At 68.4% G+C, this 17,092-nt stretch carries 15 protein-coding genes and 1 tRNA gene; 9 read left to right on the top strand and 7 right to left on the bottom strand.

Annotated elements, in window-relative coordinates:
- The first annotated feature begins 491 nt into the window (after window positions 1-491).
- The 7 genes from AB0B72_RS08205 (at window position 492) to AB0B72_RS08235 (ending at window position 7,694) form a co-directional block, all read left to right on the top strand.
- A complete protein-coding gene (locus AB0B72_RS08205; protein ID WP_367738054.1) occupies window positions 492-899 on the top strand; it encodes an HAD family hydrolase in 408 nt (135 codons plus the stop codon).
- 149 nt (window positions 900-1,048) lie between these two features.
- Window positions 1,049-1,537 carry a hypothetical protein gene (locus AB0B72_RS08210; protein ID WP_367737836.1) on the top strand — a complete coding sequence of 163 codons (489 nt, stop codon included), beginning with the start codon at window positions 1,049-1,051 and terminating at the stop codon, window positions 1,535-1,537.
- A gap of 342 nt (window positions 1,538-1,879) precedes the next feature.
- The gene (locus AB0B72_RS08215; RefSeq protein WP_367737838.1) at window positions 1,880-2,506 is read left to right on the top strand and encodes a TetR/AcrR family transcriptional regulator; all 627 of its coding nucleotides are present in this window, start codon (window positions 1,880-1,882) and stop codon (window positions 2,504-2,506) included.
- Between the two features lie 233 nt (window positions 2,507-2,739).
- Window positions 2,740-4,398 (top strand): glycoside hydrolase family 44 protein, encoded by a 1,659-nt coding sequence (locus AB0B72_RS08220; protein WP_367737840.1) that lies wholly within the window; start codon window positions 2,740-2,742, stop codon window positions 4,396-4,398.
- Between the two features lie 349 nt (window positions 4,399-4,747).
- Window positions 4,748-5,614, top strand: a complete 867-nt coding sequence (locus AB0B72_RS08225; protein WP_367737842.1) for a hypothetical protein — start codon at window positions 4,748-4,750, stop codon at window positions 5,612-5,614.
- Entirely contained in the window at window positions 5,614-6,930 is a 1,317-nt protein-coding gene (locus AB0B72_RS08230; RefSeq protein WP_367737844.1) for a TolB family protein, read from the top strand. Before AB0B72_RS08225 ends, AB0B72_RS08230 begins: the two co-directional genes overlap by 1 nt.
- Window positions 6,931-7,484: 554 nt before the next feature.
- Window positions 7,485-7,694 carry a hypothetical protein gene (locus tag AB0B72_RS08235; RefSeq protein WP_367737846.1) on the top strand — a complete coding sequence of 70 codons (210 nt, stop codon included), beginning with the start codon at window positions 7,485-7,487 and terminating at the stop codon, window positions 7,692-7,694.
- Between the two features lie 54 nt (window positions 7,695-7,748).
- Here the strand turns inward: AB0B72_RS08235 and AB0B72_RS08240 are convergent, their stop codons facing one another.
- From AB0B72_RS08240 to AB0B72_RS08255, 4 genes are all read right to left on the bottom strand, one after another.
- Window positions 7,749-10,193, bottom strand: coding sequence for a hypothetical protein (locus AB0B72_RS08240; protein ID WP_367737848.1), 2,445 nt, complete (start codon window positions 10,191-10,193; stop codon window positions 7,749-7,751).
- 27 nt (window positions 10,194-10,220) lie between these two features.
- Window positions 10,221-10,616, bottom strand: coding sequence for a hypothetical protein (locus AB0B72_RS08245; RefSeq protein ID WP_367737849.1), 396 nt, complete (start codon window positions 10,614-10,616; stop codon window positions 10,221-10,223).
- A 222-nt stretch (window positions 10,617-10,838) separates the two neighbouring features.
- Window positions 10,839-11,570 (bottom strand): hypothetical protein, encoded by a 732-nt coding sequence (locus AB0B72_RS08250; protein ID WP_367737851.1) that lies wholly within the window; start codon window positions 11,568-11,570, stop codon window positions 10,839-10,841.
- A gap of 112 nt (window positions 11,571-11,682) precedes the next feature.
- Window positions 11,683-13,047, bottom strand: a complete 1,365-nt coding sequence (locus tag AB0B72_RS08255) for a response regulator transcription factor (protein ID WP_367737853.1) — start codon at window positions 13,045-13,047, stop codon at window positions 11,683-11,685.
- 199 nt (window positions 13,048-13,246) lie between these two features.
- Here AB0B72_RS08255 and AB0B72_RS08260 point away from each other — a divergent pair.
- Window positions 13,247-13,315 (top strand) — tRNA-Phe (locus AB0B72_RS08260).
- A gap of 304 nt (window positions 13,316-13,619) precedes the next feature.
- Here AB0B72_RS08260 and AB0B72_RS08265 read toward each other — a convergent pair.
- Together AB0B72_RS08265 and AB0B72_RS08270 are read right to left on the bottom strand one after the other, a co-directional pair.
- Window positions 13,620-14,858 (bottom strand): alpha/beta hydrolase family protein, encoded by a 1,239-nt coding sequence (locus AB0B72_RS08265; RefSeq protein WP_367737854.1) that lies wholly within the window; start codon window positions 14,856-14,858, stop codon window positions 13,620-13,622.
- The gene (locus tag AB0B72_RS08270) at window positions 14,855-15,076 is read right to left on the bottom strand and encodes a hypothetical protein (RefSeq protein WP_367737856.1); all 222 of its coding nucleotides are present in this window, start codon (window positions 15,074-15,076) and stop codon (window positions 14,855-14,857) included. The genes AB0B72_RS08265 and AB0B72_RS08270 overlap by 4 nt, the downstream gene beginning before the upstream one ends.
- An 86-nt stretch (window positions 15,077-15,162) precedes the next feature.
- Between AB0B72_RS08270 and AB0B72_RS08275 the strand changes: the two genes are divergently transcribed.
- A complete protein-coding gene (locus AB0B72_RS08275) occupies window positions 15,163-15,918 on the top strand; it encodes a DinB family protein (protein ID WP_367737858.1) in 756 nt (251 codons plus the stop codon).
- Window positions 15,919-16,066: 148 nt separating this feature from the next.
- On the opposite strand, the gene AB0B72_RS08280 is transcribed toward AB0B72_RS08275, so the two are convergent.
- Window positions 16,067-17,092, bottom strand: a complete 1,026-nt coding sequence (locus tag AB0B72_RS08280) for a sigma-70 family RNA polymerase sigma factor (RefSeq protein ID WP_367737860.1) — start codon at window positions 17,090-17,092, stop codon at window positions 16,067-16,069.

The following is a 17,092-nucleotide window of genomic DNA, read 5'->3' on the forward strand; positions in this document are numbered from 1 at the left end:
CTGACTCCTTAAAGCGATGCTGGAGTAGGATCTGCCGCCCGAGCAGCTCCAACCGTCGTCTACAAGGTCTCTGCCCTTCCCTTGTAATCATGTGGTCGCGGCAAATGGTGCGGGGATTGCACCAATCCTGAGCTCCACCTGTGCTTCCTCTCGCCACTCCACGCGGTCTCGAGGCGGAGGGAGTTCGACTCCGGCGATCCCTGCCGGGACGGAGAACTGGCGACGGAGTTGGTCAACGAGCCGCGTAGCCTGCGCGAGCCTTTCTGGCTCACCGTCCGGGGCTTCGACACTGAGTCCCAGCACGGCGGCGCCGTCACGGGTAACCGTGATGATGGCTTGATAATGTTCGCGACCGGGTCGCTACCGGCGGCGAATGCCGTACCTTGTGCGCTGTCGGCCCGAGGTGATGGACGGCTTGGCCCGGCTACGCGCGTCCCGGCTGGCGGGTTGCGATCGTCACTAACGGGACGGCGGACAACCAGCTTGGGAAGATTCAGCAGAGCGGGTTGGCCGAGGCCGTAGACGCCTACGCGCTGTCGGGGGCCGAGGGCATCCGCAAGCCCGAGGTCGGTTTGTTCGAGATCGCGGCCAAGCGTTGCGGTGTCACTCTCGTCGAGGGCGGATGGATGATCGGTGACAACCGCACCGCTGACATAGCCGGCGGACGCGCCGCCGGTCTCCGAACGATCTGGATCGACCGAGGCACCTGGTCCGGTGTCGACCACCAGGCCGACCGCGTGGTTACCGACGTGCTCCAAGCCGTCGAGATTCTTGAGCGCCACGGCGGATGTGACGACAACGCTGACGACAACGTCGGCCACCATGAGCGCGCGTCGACAGCCGAGCAGCACCGCCGACCTCGGCACGGACCGGGGGAGCAGAGTGATTGCTCCGCCTGAAGAGCGGAAGGTCGGCAGTTCGACCCTGCCCCTGACCACCCTCTTTGAACAGCCCAAACGCCCCGAGTGACCCCGCTCTGGGGCGTTTTTGATATCCAGTGACAGCAACGGTCTCGTGGATGCCCTGGGGGAATGCGATGTTGCGATGTGTGGAGATCGGCGCCGCTCTGTTGATCGATCCCGTCCATCGATCGATCGCTCACAACCTGTATTGGAACGACAAGGTTGAGCTGAGCTTGGACTGTTTCATTTGCGAACGGACTCGCCGTACGACCATCCTCCAGCGCGGTGCCGAGCGAGCCGTATGCACTGCGGACGAGGAGAATGGGGAGCACTATTCCGCCGTCCAGATCACGGCGTTCGATCACTCTCAGGGATCGCAGAGCCTCTCACTCAGGGTTCTCGTCGATTTCTGGTGGGCACCCTTCCACGATGCGAAGCGGGATCAGAGGGCGATGGCGCCGAGCACGATCCCGTGGGTACGTCTGCATCTGGGCTCCTATTGTCCTGAAACTGGGCAGGCCGGGCAGAACTCGCTCCAGACCAACCTGGTGCGTCCGGCGGGGCTGGTCTGCGAACACTGTGACCAGACGCTGGCTGTCAGCGCCGAAGCGCCGCGGATTCACCTGATCAACTGAGCCGCATCGGTCCTCACCCGCGCTGTCGAGCGGGTGCCGGCGTGGCCGCCGGCGGCCGCTTCTCCCAGCAAGCCCCGGGCCCGACCCCAGCAGGCCCCGGCCCCCGGCCCCGGCGAGCAGGTCAGGGCCGTACGCCGGAGGCCGCGTCTGTCCGCGCTCAGCTGGGGGAGTCGGATGCCGACTGAATGGCCGCTCGGACCTGCTGGGCGAATCCCCGCATGACGTTCGCCCCCGGCGGCCCCGCGCCTCGTGAGTGATCGGGCGGAGACGCCCAGGGGCACGCACTCCAGAGTTCCGGGGCGTGCGGCGGCACGCATAGATTGCGTCTATAATCTACTTCTCGTGCAGCAGGCCGGCCCGAACGCCTGGAATCCAGCTCCCGGCCCGTTGGTGAATCGAAGCGACGAGGAGTCGAAGATGAGCCGGGTATCACAGGCTGAGGCACAGGAAAATCGAAAGCGTGTGGTGGAATCCGCCTCGCGACTCTTCCGCGAGAAGGGGGTGCGCGATGTGAGCGTCGCCGACGTCATGCAGTCGGTCGGCATGACGCAGGGCGGTTTCTACAAACAGTTCGCCTCCAAGGCGGCGCTCGTCGAAGAGGCCACAGCGAGGGCCTTCTCCGAAATGCTGCGGTATCTGGCGGCCTTGGACGACGACCACGGTGGTCACGATGCCGCGTGGTCGTCGCTGATCGACTCCTACCTGGCACCCGAAGCACGTGACAACCCCGGCAGCGGATGCCCGGCAGCCGGGTTCGCCGGTGATTTCGCCCGAGATCCTGAATGGCGCGACACCTACGCCGCCGGAGTTCGCGACATGGCCGGCTGGATCGCTCCGGGGGACACCGGGCTGGCGGCCCTGTCCACCCTTGTGGGCGCTCTCCTGCTCGCCCGAGCGACGGCGGACTCCCCTCTGTCCGAAGAGATCCTGCGAGCAGCGAGAAAGGCGGCGGCTCGGCTGACCGATTGAACGATGACGGCAGGGGGCCTCGATTGGAACTTTCAGGCTGTCCTCTTGAACCGCGGCCGGGTCGTTATAGGGCGGCCAAGGCTTGACCAGGAGACGCACCACGTCAGGGGGCCAAGATTCTTGGCACCCCCTGGCCGCCTGCCCTCCGCGCGACTGCAACTCCTTGACTCGGGTGGAGCGTCCGGTCAGGCTCCTCGGTTGTTGACCGAATGGATCGATTGACGGGAGCGTCGATGATGGGTGCTCGACGGCGGCGGAAGCTGCGACCGGCCGCGACGCTCGGCGTAGCGGTGTCCTTGGTGGCGGGGACATTGACCGCCCAGGCGGCCCTGGACCCGGCTGTGGCCGCAGCGGGTCCCACGTTGTCGGTGGATCTGTCCGCCGCCCGGCACGCGATCAGTCCGGACGTCTACGGCATGAACGGTGCCGACCCGGCGTTCGCCGCCGAGATCGGCCTGCCGGTGGCGCGCTGGGGCGGTAACACGAGCACGCGTTACAACTTCAAGAACCACACCTACAACACGGGAAGCGACTGGTACTTCGAGAACATCGTCGCCGGGCCCGACAACACGGTCGAGGCGTTCGTCAAGACCAACCGGGACCGTGGCACCAAACAGGTCGTCACCGTGCCGATGAGCGGGTGGGTGGCCAAGGACTCGCCCGCCGAGCACCCGTTCGCCTGCGGATTCCCTGCCAGCCGGTTCCCCGCTCAGGACGGATTCGACCAGTGGGACGCCGGCTGCGGCAACGGCAGGCTCAACAACGCGAACCTCACCGGGGCGGTGCCTGAGGACACCTCGATCGCGGTGGACGCCTCGTTCGACGGCGAGATGGTGTCGCATCTCGTGAGCCAGTTCGGTAAGGCGGCGCGCGGCGGCGTGTCGATCTACGAGCTCGACAACGAGCCGGTGTTGTGGAACGCCACGCACCGCGACGTGCACCCCGAGGCGGTCTCGTACGACGAGCTGGGCGGCAAGAGCACCGCGACCGCCGCGGCCATCAAGGCCGCCGACCCGAGCGCGGCGGTGCTCGGCCCGTCCGGCTGGGGATACTGCGAGTGGGTCGCGTCCGGGGTGGACGGATGTGCGCCGGGCGCCGACGCGGCCGCGCACGGCGGGCTCAACCTGTCGCAGTGGTTCCTGAAGAACATGAAGGACTACAGCGACGCGCACGGCGGCAAGCGCATGCTCAACTACTTCGACCAGCACTACTACCCGCAGATCAATGGCGGGAAGGACCCCGAGTCCAACGCGTTGCGGCTGCGGTCCACGCGTTCGCTGTGGGACCCGACGTACGTCGAGGAGTCCTGGATCGGGCCCACGGGCGTGAACGCGCCGCCGCTGCAGTTCATCCGCAAGATGAAGGAGTGGGTCGCGCAGTACTACCCCGGCACGAAGACCGCGATCACCGAGTACAACTGGGGCGCGCTGGACGACATCAACGGCGCCCTGGCGCAGGCCGACGTTCTCGGCATCTTCGGGCGTGAGGGTCTCGATCTCGCCACCATCTGGGGCGAACCCCAGCCGACGCAGCCCGGCGCCTACGCGTTCCGGATGTATCGCAACTACGACGGCGCGGGGAGCCGGTTCGGTGACGTGAGTGTGTCGGCGACCAGCAGCGATCAAGGGCAGCTGGCGGTGTACGGGGCGCAGCGCTCGCGCGACAAGGCGCTGACCCTGATGGTCATCAACAAGACCGGCGGTGAGCTGACCTCACCGTTGTCGATCGCCGGGCTGCACGGCAACGCCAGGGCGCAGCGGTTCACCTACAGCGCGGCCGATCTCAACGCGATCGTACGCGGTGACGATCTCACGGTGCACCAGGGCCGGGTCAATGCGACGTACCCGGCGAATTCCGTCACCCTGCTCGTCTTGCCGGGGCATCGGCGTTGATGGTTCCCGGGAGGGGGGCGGTCCTGGTCGGCCGGCCCCTCCCGGCCTAGACGTGTAATCATCCCGCGGTGAGAGTTTCCAGCGGCAGGATCTCTGTGAAGACCTGACGGTGGCGCCCGTTGAACAGCCCAAACGCCCCGAGCCGATCAGCAAGGGATCGTCGTTCGACAGCCTTGATGGCGGATGAGCGCCGGCTCCGGGCGTCGACGCCTGTCCGCAGACGTCCGAGGTTGGACGTTGATTCGTTCGTGATCGCGTTTGTGTATCACTGTTTGCTGTGGCACATCCGTGGGCGAGGCTCTCGCGCTGGAGACGCATCCGTAGATGGACAGGCATCGCCGTGGTCTTCGTGGGTCTGGCCGCCTGTCAGGGGGCGTTCGGGCGCAATATCCAGGCGGTCACGTACGGCGAGCCCACATCGTGCCCCAGCGACCTATTCGAGCCCATGTCCGCGGGCGGGACAGTGATCGATTGCGTGGGGTGGACACTGCACGTGCCATTCGGCATGGATATCGAACTCAGTACGGCCGCCAGCCATGCCCGCTCTGAGTCGATTTTCGACACCGACCCTATCCCCATCGAGATCACCCCGGACGGACACCGCGTCGCCTACTTGGACGTGAGGGAACTCCGCTACCTCGCCAAGGATCTCCGCTCCGGCTTCACCCGCCCGATCACACCACGCCTTACCGCTGAGGAGATCGTCGCAATCACCTCGGTGGCCAGTTCCGCCGACAGCCGCCACTTCGCCGTGTCCACCAGTGAGAACCGTCGGACATTCGTCACGGACTTCGAGACGGGCCGGACGAGGACACTCGACCAGGTGTGCTGGGCCTACGGGCTGACCGGCGACAGCCTGATGGGCAGCGCGGGCTGCGATGGTGTCGACGTCTCGATCGACGCCATCCGCTTCGACGGCACGGCGACCCGCTTCCGGTCGGAGGAGGAGCATCCCCTCGATATGTCCGCAGATCTGCGGTGGTACATCGACTTCGGGGAGCCGGCTTCGGTGTACGAGACCGCGACCGGGCGGCGGGTGCGGGTCCTGCCCGCTGAGCTCAGCGAATTCCAGTGGGCGGGCGCCGACACCCTGGTCGCACGAGACGCGGATATCGAGGACGGGGACGACTACATAGCCATCGACGCCAGAACGGGCGAGCTCATCTCGATTGGCATCCCGTACTCCGACTCAATCGTCTTCGGGAAGGTCCGCTGATGTCGGACTGGTACGAGCAGGTCCGCCGTACGGCGTCGCTGTTGGGCGGACGCACGACGTATGCCCGGCGCATGGTGGAGAAGGCGCTGCGCGACAGGGAAGGCACGAAGGACGCTTTCTTCTCGCTCTATCGGTCCTATCTCAGCCCCTTCCGCGCCTGGCCCGATCCGGGCTGGGGGAAGGAACTCTCCAATTTGCAGCGTGCCGTCTTGGTTGCGTTGCACCATGACGGCTGGACCGAGCAGGAGACCGCCTATCTGTGCGGGCGAAGTAGAAGAGCCGTGCGGCGGGCGGGCGAGAAAGGGCTTCGTGCTCTGGGCACCGATGGCACGGCTCTTGCCGGCACGCTACGGGCGATGACGGAGGATCTTCCCGCGGTCGCCGAGTGGGAGCCCGGGCGGAATCCCGCCAGGTACGGTGCCTTGATTGTCTGCCTTATCGCCTTTGTCCTCATGGTGGCCTATTGCTCGGCCCTGGATGCTTCGCTCGGACAGCACGCAGGCCGCGCTCCATTCGTCGACCTTGCCTTTTCGGAGCTCAATCCATTGCACGGTCCTATGCAGGCCACGATCCGGTACGCCTACCGCGTCGACGCGCCGGTAACCGGGCTCACCGATGAAAGCTACTGGGTCGTCATCACTGAGTCGGACCAACGGCTGCTTGTCGAGGACGCCACTCCAAGCGACCTCGAGATCAGCCCGAACGGCCGGAGGCTGGCCTACCACAGCCGGAGCAAGCGCGAGGTCGTCGTGTATGACCTTCCGTCGGGGAGGATCAGCACGATATCGAAAGCCGATGCGTCGGACTACGAACTGTATTTTTCTCCAGACGGTCGCCGCCTCGCGTTCGCCTCCGAGGACAAACTGTATGTCTGGGACGGCAAGCGGCGGCGTGTCCCGGGGTTCGGGCCGGAGTCGACACTGAACGGCTGGTTAACGGGCGGGCGGGCCCTGCTGGTTGATGACTTGGAGGGTGTCCGGGCGGTCGATCTCAGTGGCACCGTCTTGTTCAGCACAGAGGACTTGGACCACTTGGGCCCGTTGCCCGACGGGAGGACGTGGATCGACCTCGACTATGACGAGAACCGCTTCACGCGATACGGCCGGCGCACAGGTCGCCGGAGCATGCGGTTGCCCACGACCGCGAGGCTCGAAAAGGTCGAGTGCTGGACCAGTGCGGACACCTTCGTGATCAGTACCCACGGCTACGGGCCCAGCCACTACTACCGGATCGACATCGAGACCGGGGAAGCCGAGCCTCTGCCCGCTCTGGTCCCGGAAGACCTGAAAGAAGTGCGGTTCCCCGGGTGTGTGTGATGATCGGTGGCGTGCCGTCGAGATTGAGATGCGTCAGCCCGGCCTCGGTGGCGCGTTTCACCCATGTCTTCGGCCGGCAGGCAAGAGCCGCCCTGGGAGCTACCCAGCGTGATCAACGATCAGCGGGAAAGGCTCAGTGACTTCCCAGCTCAGCGATCAGGTGCGCTAGAGATTTCCCGAGCTGCTATCACCAGGGGATGGCGTGAGAGTCGCAGAGCTTTCGAATGTGCGCTTGAAGTCAGGGCACTCGGGCCTCCGCACTGGGCATGGCGGTATCTGTGACGGCAACGCTGACGGCAACGTCGGCCACCAAGTTCACACGAAGAGCACCGCGGGCGACTGACCAGCTCCTGGTCGGGACTGAGGACCACGGTGATTGCTAGAGCTGAAAAGCGGAAGGTCGGCAGTTCGACCCTGCCCCTGACCACCCCTCTTGAACAGCCCAAACGCCCCGAGTCGATCACGTTCCGGGGCGTTCTTGTTTGGGTTTGACGACAACGCTGACGACAACAGGGGTAGTTGAGGTGTCGGAGCGGGTCCGCGAGGATTCAACAGTGAGCCGCACCGACAACACGATGCCGCTACGTATCCAGGAGCAAGATGGCCGCCGAGCCAGGCATGACGCCGGCGGATCATGCAAAGGCATCGGCGTGGACACGAACATCGCAGAGCGCAAGGCCCGACAGCGCGTCCGCCTGATGCTTCTACGAGGTGAGGAGCCGGAGCCGACAAGGCATCGCCACAGCGAGAAGTGGCTTTATTGATGGCTGACGAAAGAGGTGCCCCGGCAACCCGGAGCGCTTCCCCGACACCCGCACTCATCGGGTCAAGACGTGGGACTCAGTGCCCTGTCCGAACGGACTGCGGGCCTCTATGTCGATCCGGTCGCCGCCCACACTGACCATCACCTTCGCGTCGGCCCACGCGGACACGCAGTTCTGGCCGTTCTGGCCGTTGAGCCAGCGAATCTCGCCCACGTAGTTGGCATGGTTTCCAAGGATGTGCAGGGTGAGCTCTCCGGCGTGGAACATACAGCCCGAATTCGGCTCTCGTACCTCCGTGACCCAGTAGCCCTTCCATCCACCACTGATGGGACGTAGCTCGACGCTCGCGCTACCCCACTTCCATGTCCCGCTCAGGTCCCTGCCGGTCACCTGGAGGCGGGCGAGGGCGCGACGGTCCCGGCTACGGCCCGTGGCGACGATCTCGAGATCGCCGGGTGTGCCGGGCGCGGTCGCCTCAAGGGAGGCGCCGTCGGCCTGCGCGTCGACGGTGCCGAGTGAGGCACCGTCGAGGGTGAACGTGACCGGCTCGCCATCGTCGAACCCGTGCGCCGAAACCGTGAGCTTCTGACCGGCGGCGACGCTGGGCGGCGACAGCGTAAGCGTGATGACCGATACGGTCCTGTGCGCCGACCGTCCGGAGGCGCTACCTGTCGCGGTGATCGTGTACGACCCGGGAGCGATTCCTGGCGTGACGTCGAGCGTGGCCGCGCCCTGGGCATCGGCGGTGGCCATCGGTGGCTGCCCGGATACAGAGGGACCCGACCAGACGAACGCCACGGGCTCGCCCGGCGAGAAGCCGGTGGCCCGCACAGTCACCGCCTGCCCAGGGGGAACGGAGCTCGCGGAGAGCGTCAGCCCGGCACCGGGGGGCGGCCTTTGTGGGCTGGGCGTGACCGTTTCCGGTGAGCGTGAAGGCGAGGGTGAAGGCGGGGGCGAAGGTGAGGACGGGCGCGTCGTGACCGGCTGACCGGTGTCGGAAAGGGTCGGTACGGTCGGGAGACCGGTGTCGGAAAGGGCCGGCGTGACATAGGCCGCAGAGCTGGAACTCGGATGCGTTGTCGCGAGGCCCACCCCGATTGCCCCCAGGGTCGCCACCGTCGCGGCGGTGACCACTGCGACGGCAATTGACTGGACGCTGACGATACCGGCTCCCGTCTTGCCGCCGAGCGTACTGATGGCGACACCCGCCCCTGCGCCGCCGACCGTGAGCCCGGCCGCCAGGCCGAGGGCACGTTTCCTGGTGTTCTCCTCACTCTGAAAATAGGCCAGGTCATCAGCCGCACCGACCTGCGCGGCGGCCTGCGCGCCGAGGTCCAGCACCCGACCCCACGCGCCCCACCGCAGCGACCGGCCGAGCGCCGCCGCCACTGTGCGGGCCAAAATCCGCGCCGGGTCGTACGCTTCCCGTGCCATCGCCAGCTCGAGAACACCTATTACCACCGGGGCGCTCCCGACGATCTGCCCGCGCATGGCGGCGGCGGCCCAGGCGGCCAGGTTGGAGGCGTACAGGGCGGCATCGACTCGCTCATGCGCGCTCTCATCGGACCGAACGAAGGCGCCGCCTGAGCGGTCCACCAGCCGGAGCTGCGTCAGCGTGGCGATCGCGCCACTCGCGGACCCGATCCCGGCCAGGGCCGCGAGCGGCCCCGGCGGCACCGGCCGGCCGGGCAGCGCGCCGAGCACCCGGTAGACGGCCAACGCGTCCAGGTCAAGCGAAGCCGCCAGGACCGAACGGGGATCGGCACCGATCTCACCGGTCAATGCGAGCACGGCAGCCGCCTGGAGCAGCAGCCGAGGGTGCCCGCCCGAGCGGCGACACAGATCGCGGGCGGCCACCGCCTGCGCGGGCGTCAGCGGGATCCCGGCCTGGTGAATGACCAGGGCCATCGCGGCTGCTTCCGGCAGACCGCGCAGCTCGAGGGAGTAGCTGTTCTCAACCATGCCTCGTGCGGACGACCCGATCAGCAGGCTGCTCGCGGGTGTCGCGTCGAGCAGGGTGGCCAGGTCGCCGGGAGGGCCCTCGAAGTCGTCGACCACGATCAGCGCCCGGACCCTGCCCATGAGCCGCCGCAGCCGCGTCGGCGAGGGCCGATGGTCGGGACTGTCGTAGCAGACCTCGAACAGCTCCTGCACGAGATCCTCGGCCGGTCGGCCTGCACCGGACAGGAACACCACCTCGTCACCGGCCGCGCGCCGGTCGGCGGCGATCCGGCGCAACAGCGCCGACTTGCCGATCCCGGGCACTCCGTGCACCTGCACTAACGCGCCCGGCATACGCAACCACCTGTCGATTTGCGCCAGTTCGCCGTCGCGCCCCCACAGCACACCCGCGATCAGCGGATCGGAAGGGGCAGAGCGCCGCGTTACGTCCGGCACAGACCCACCCGGCTCGACCCGCGAGGCGCGGTCGGCGTAATAGGTGACGACGTTGCCGTCACCGACAATCACCACACCGTAGACGTCGCCCCCGATGTCCACCTGGTGTCCCATTGAGAGCCCTCTCGATCAAGGCTTATGCGTCACCCGAAATACCGCGTTGTTGTTCGACCCCGCGATGATCTGGCCCGAAACGCTGCCGCCGACGTTTATGTTTGTCGAGCCCTTTTCTTTGAGTCCGGCCACGAGCGCCTCGATTTCGGCTGCGCTTTCCGGATAATTCTCCAGTAGCGACTGAATCCGGCCCTGAAGGTGTCCGGCCACGACCGACACCGGAATCGCCTCTGCACGGACAGCCCCCGCCGCCTCGTCGAGTTCGTCTAACTCACGCTGCTCCTGGTTCTGGTCGCCACGGCTGAGCAGCCGAGCCACCCTCGCCCGCACGCCCGCCCACCCGTCGGTGACCATCGCCTGAACGAGCGCCTGACCTGCGGTGGCGGCCAATGCCATCGCCGCAATGTCCATGGCAGACCCTCCTCGGTGTGACTACTACGTTGAACATACGGATCCAGGGATGGCCCCAATAGAGGGCTATCCCTGAACTAGTTGTGTGGCGCGGTCCCACTGGGAGAACAAAGCTGAAGAAATGAATCAGAACGAGACTCTCGCCGGCGCAGGCGGACGTAACCACAGGGAATTCGGGAGAATCATGGGCTGAGCCGGCTACAGGAACGTGGTCCTTACCCTTCAATGTCTGCCGAGTCCGGCGCGAAGCCCGAACCAGCCGATCGCTGCGACGAGCGCGACCTGGAGCAGATACCCGGCAGCGATGACCACAGCGCCGAGTGACTCGATCGGCAGCCCGACGAACACGACGACGTACGCGATGCCCGTGATCGACAGTCGGCGTGGCATCGTCTTCGAGATCAGCGTCCCGATGAGCGCGAACAGCACCCCGAGTGCGATGGCGATCTGGGTGCCGATGATCGCTGGCAGGAGTTGGTCGAGATGTGCGTTCAGGACCTCGAAGAGCTGCCGGCCCTCGGCCTCGGGCAGTACTTCGGGGTCGGCCGCGTACGCGAACGGCAGCACCTGGGCGGTGATCGTGAGGGCGAAGAGGATCCCACCGATCCCGGCCAGCAGGGCGCCGACCAGGTTGAGCACGCCGGCATTGCCCCGGGCGAGCAGCACGATGAAGACCCCGACGGCGACCCAGGAGACCGCATACCCAGGACCGCCGAGGTAGAGGTTCATCGGCCAGTACGCGCCGCCTAACGCGCGTACGTCGTCGTACCGGATCGTGCCGTCGAACGGCGGCTCCCAGAACGCGAACCCGGTCCGTCCGGCCAGCGAAACCAGCAACAGGACGAAGAGCCCGACGAGAGCGACGCGCCGCGGGGCCGAGCGGGCCAGGCCGCCCGGCTCGGCAACCGCGGCGGCCGGGGGGATCGCGGCGCCGGGGAGTTCGGATGCAGTCACGGCCGTATGCCTCCTTCGATCGGTGTCAGCGCGACGCGCGCTGTTGTCCACCGTCACCGTGGAGGCGTCGTGCGGGCATCGGCCTCAGCACCTATCTTCGGAAAACACCAGCTCAGTCGGCCTTGCTCAGCCCCTGTGGCCCCCGGTTCGCGGTGGTGTGATCCAGCCAGATCCTCGCGGCCCGCACGCGACGATTCGTCTCCGCGCCGGGCGTGAGGCCGAGCTTGACGAAGATCGCGCGGAGGTGGGCGTCGACCGTGCGCTCGGAGACCACGAGCTGGGCCGCGATCCCGGCGTTGCTCGCGCCCTCGGCGAGGACGGCGAGCACCTCGGCCTCGCGTGGGGTCAGGCCGGTGACCGTTACCCCTGCGGTCGGCGTCGCGAGATCCTCGTCGTTCGGGACCGGCGGGACCGGCGGGACCGGCGGGGCCGGCGGGGCCGCCGGGGTCTGCGGGGCCAGGACCCGCGCGAGTCGTCCAGTCCCGGCCCATGCGCCGCCGCCGACGACGACCGTCACGGCCGCGACGAGGAACGCGACCGAGGCCGGGCCGAGCCGGAGACCGGGAGCCGCGATGATGGTTCCGGTCCCGAGCACGACCAGGGCCGCGCCGGCGAGCCCGGTGCCGCGCACGACGATCGTCACCTGGCGGCCCTCGACGCCGCCGCGCGCGGCGATCAGCGCGCAGGCGGCGCTGAACGCCGAGGCTCCAGCGAGAGCGACGAGGAACGCGACCGAGCCCAGCGACGGCTCGACGGCGCCAGGGGCACGGGCAATGGCAAGCAGGAGGCAGAAGCAGACGGTGAGCGGAGGGGCGGTGGCCCCGGCCGCGGCGACCCCGATCCGCGCGCGGGCGGGTCCCTCCGAGCCGAGCGCGGCACGCCACAGCGTTACCGGGACGAGCAGGAGGGCAAGGATCCCGAGCAGCGTGGCGAAGGTGCCGACCGGTTCGATTACCATCCGCCAGGACTCCGGCGCGATGGTCGGCAGGCCGGTGAACGGCTCGCTCGCCCTCGTCACCAGCGCGTTGGCGAGCGTGAGCGTGCCGATCACCGCGGTCAGGACCGGGTGCGTCCAGGGCGTCCTTGCGCCGGTCCGGATGGCCGCGGATGCGGTGAGCTGCATCAGGGCGAGCGGTGGGATCCACGCCGAATTCCAGGCAGCGACCGCGAGTGCGGCGGTCGGATGCCCGGTCGTGACCATCCACACCGCCCAGGCCGCCAAAACGAGATAGGCGAGCAGGGCGACGCAGAGCCAGGTCGCGAACGTGTCGGCCCGCTGGTTGCCCACCCTGGCGAGTCGAGTGGCGGCAACGGCCGCGCCGGTCGCTCCCGCCGCCAGCGCGAGCACGCCGACCGGGTCGGTGGGGAACCCGTCGTCGCCGGCCAGCCGGAACGCGAGCAGGGCGGCCACCGCGACGCCTCCGGCGACCCCGGTCAGAACCCGGCCCGCGGACGGCAACTGGGCGATGGCGACCACGCTGCTCCTACCCGCGGTCAGTCACGAGCCGAAGCGGCGTCATGCGCCACACTCTAACGTCCAACAGACCGGGCGTCGCGGCCCCTCGTCGGGCCTTGTCACCAGGCACGAGGGTTGAGATGACAGCAGCCGCGACAACAACGTCCCCGTACGGGAGCATCCCGCGACAGCCACTCACAACCCTCTGACCACGGTCTCCGTCACCCAAGCAGGAGGATTGTTCCGCCTGAAAAGCGGAAGGTCGGCAGTTCGACCCTGTCCCTGACCACCCCTCTTGAACAGCCCAAACGCCCCGAGCCAACTATGGCCGGGGCGTTCTTGTTTGGCTTTGACGACAACGCTGACGACAACGCCCGTGAACTGTTCTCTCCCGGCGTTACTCTCACTCCTGAGCACGGTGAGCAGAGTCTCGCTGACCGCGTCGTCCCCTGCCCCATGGCGACGGAGATCGCGTAGCGGGCGACGGCCGCGACGATCGCCGACCCGGCGACGATCCAGACCACGATCCGCATGACTCGCTCCTCCATCACCCTGGGCATCCATGTGAGCCGATCAGGTTGGGAGCGAGCCTGTCAGGACATGGAGGCGAACCAGCGGACCAGGGCCGCGGTGGCCGCCTGCTGGGAGCCCAGGTGCCGGGAACCGCCGTAGTCGGGCGTTCCGAGCTCGACCAGCGGAGCATCGGCTCCGTGGGCTCGCAGCATGGCCTGGCAGCGGGGGCTGTTGGCGCTCACCGCCTGTTCGTCGCCCTTCGCGGCGTACAGCCGGATCGGCGCCTGAGGTTTCCACGCGCACACGCCGTCCACCACCCGCAGGGCGTCGGCCAGCCTGCCGGTCGGGTGCGCCAGGGCGGCACGGCCGCGTGGCGTCAGCAGCGCGTCTATGGTGTCCGGCGTGCCCTTGACCACCTCGAGACCGGTGTGCGAGCCGTCGAGCAGCCCCTCCATCCGCCTGTCGTACGGCGCCCGGAAGACCTCGCCCGGTGAGTCGTACAGATGGTGCAGCCGGTTGAACGCCACGAAGGTGAGCGCCGCGTAGATCACGCCGGCCTTCGCATCGGTCCCGCCCCTCAGCAGGGCGGGCAGTTCCGTGTCCCTGAACGCGTACGCGCCGCTGACCGGCGCGAGCGCTCCCAGCCTGAACCAGGGGTCGGTGCCCGCCTGCAACGCCCTGGCCAGTCCGAGCGCCGCCGAGGCTCCCTGCGAGAAGCCCGTGACCAGCACCTCGCGTCGCAGCTGCCTGCCCGAATCCGACGCGAACCGGCGGGCCGCACGCAGCATGTCGACGGCGGCGGTCGTCTCGGAGGGCACGTCCATCCACGGGTGCGGCCCCGGCCCCTCGCCCAGCCCCAGGTAGTCGGGAGCCACGGCGGCCATCCCGGCGGACGCGTACGTCAGTGCCGGAGCCTGTCCCCAGACGTCCTTCGTGGTCGATGGGGCGTCGCCCTTGAACAGCTCGGTGCCATGGGTGAACGACACCGCCCGCAGCCGGCGCTCTCCGTTGCGCGGTAACGCCACCAGGCCGCTGGCCGTGGTCGGCCGCCCCGAGGCGTCGACGGTCCGGTACACCAGCCGGTACGTCCGCACCCCGTACCGGACCTTCGCGGTGTCCCAGGCGCCCCCCGCGTCCCCCTTCAGCGCGGCGCTCACCTGCCGCGCGGACAACGCCGCCAACGGCTTGACCGATACCACCTGCCCCCGCTCCACGTCCGGAGCGCGCCGCATGCCTGGAGCGGCCAGCACGGGCGACGAGCCCGCCATCAGCACTGCGGCGGCCACGCCGACCGCCAGGGTCCCTCTGATCCATTTCATGATCCGAGCCTAAGGACGACGGCACGGCGCCCGCGATCACGCCAACACCCCAGCCAGCAGTAGGGTGCGCCCCACCCTGCTTCGGGCATGCTCGCCCCGGCCGCCGGGCGGACCGCGCGGACGTGGTAGAGCAGGGACGGCAGGTCGCCTTCGGACTCGACGTGGAACCCGGCGTCGGGGATCAGCGTCCCGAGCAGGGCGACCGGGCTGTGTCGCATGGCCGGGACATGCCGCGAGAGGCCGTTCCACGTGATCGACATTGCCATAGGTGGCGCGGGTGGGACAGGTGCGGAAGACTGCCACGATGGCTGCTGAGTACGCCCAAAGTGACCAGTTCCGTGGTGCCCGCATCCACCTGTGCGACCTTGCCGGTCTTGAGATCCGCGATTGCGAGGTCAGCGGTCTGAAGATCGTCGACTGCTATGGGAGCGACGTCTACCTCGGTGGCGCCTTCGAGCGTCTGGTCGTCAACGACGTCGACGTAACCGCCTACGTCGAGGCCGAGCTCGACCGGCGGCACCCCACGCGGGTGCTGGCGCGTGACGCCGCGTCCCCCGACGACTATCGGGCTGCTTGGGATGCCATCGAGACGCTGTGGGCGGCGACACTCGACCGCGCCAGGCTCCTGCCCGAGGCCAGGCTGCACGAGCAGGTCGACGGCGAGTGGTCGTTCGTCGAGACCCAACGGCACCTGCTGATGGCCGGCGATGCCTGGCTCGGCAATGCCGTGTTGGAGGAGGAAGCGCCGTACCACCCGTTGGGCTTCCCCCACGGCGGGATGCCGCCCGACGCGACGGCGAAGCTCGGGCTCACCCTCGAAGCCACCCCGACGCTCGACGAAGTGCTCGCGCCGCGGCTCGCCCGCATGGCCACGATGCGGCGTGTCGTCGACGGGCTCACCGAGGCCGAGCTCGATCGGGTGTGTGGTCGCAAGCCGGCGGACCCGTATCCCGACCAGGAGTACGTCGTGCGCCGCTGCCTCAAGGTGGTGCTCAAGGAAGAGGCCGAGCATCACCGTTATGCGGTGCGTGACCTCGCCGTGCTCGAGGCCCGTGCCTGAACCGGCGCCGACCCGGCCGGAAACGACCTCCAGCCCGCATCGCGTGCTGCCAGGACGGTCATCCAAACGGTCACGTCGACCGCAAGACCACGCGAACGGCGCCGACCTGAACGACCCTGCTCCCGCCCGGGACATCTCGGTGCCTGTGTCAGATCCCGGGGAGAGCGCCGCCGTCGAGGGCCGGCGGCAGTTCGCATGGCGCGAACAGGCCGGCGTCGAGGAACGCGACGACCCGGGCGACGCCGGCGGCGGTGACGGTGAGGACCTGAAGGGTGTGCGCCCGGTACACGCCGTCGCGATCGCGGGAGTAGGACCCGAACGCGGGCTGTCCGTTCACGCTCGTCGGGACCATCCGCTGCTCGCCGGCGGCCAGGACCCTGGCCGTGAGGAACCGCAGGACCGTCTCCCGCCCCGCGAACCAGGTCGGGACCGGCGGCATCTCCCAGACCGCGTCGTCGGTCAGCACCCCCGCCAACGCGCCGACGTCGGCGCTCTCGAACGCCGCGGCGTACCGGTCGAGCAGCGCCCGCCGGGCAGGGTCGGCCGGTTCCGCGATCCCGTCCTGGCTGGGGGCGACCTGGCTGAGCTGGGCCCGGGCGCGCTGCAACGCGCTGTTGACCGCGGCGGTCGTGGTGCCGAGCAGGTCGGCGACCTCACTCGCCCGCCAGGCCAGCGCGTCGCGCAGGATCAGCACCGCCCGCTGCCGGCCGGACAGGTACTGCAACGCCGCGATGAACCCCAGCCGCATGGTCTGCCTCGCCTCGACGACGGCGGCCGGATCGGCCGGGGCCGAGCCGAACAGTGCGTCGGGGGCGGGTTGCAGCCACGGCACATCTGCCGGCCCGGGGTGCGGCGGCTCGTCCGGGTGATCGCTCGGACTGCCCAGGCCGGACGGCAGAGGGCGCCGGCCGTTGCCCTCCAGCGCCTTGAGGCACGCCCGTGTCGCGATCCGGTACAGCCAGGTGCGCATCGAGGAGCGCCCTTCGAAGCGGGCGTAGCCGCGCCACGCTTGCAGGTAGATCTCCTGGAGCACGTCCTCGGCGTCGTGGATCGACCCGAGCATGCGGTAGCAGTACGCCAGCAGTTCGCGCCGGAAGGGCTCGCTCCGCCGGACGAACTCCTCGTCGGGCGTACCGGCCCCCGTGGGCGTCGGCGGCTGCGCCGTCCGTGTCAT

The sequence above is a fragment of the Microbispora sp. NPDC049125 genome (assembly GCF_040802045.1).
Lineage (GTDB): Bacteria > Actinomycetota > Actinomycetes > Streptosporangiales > Streptosporangiaceae > Microbispora.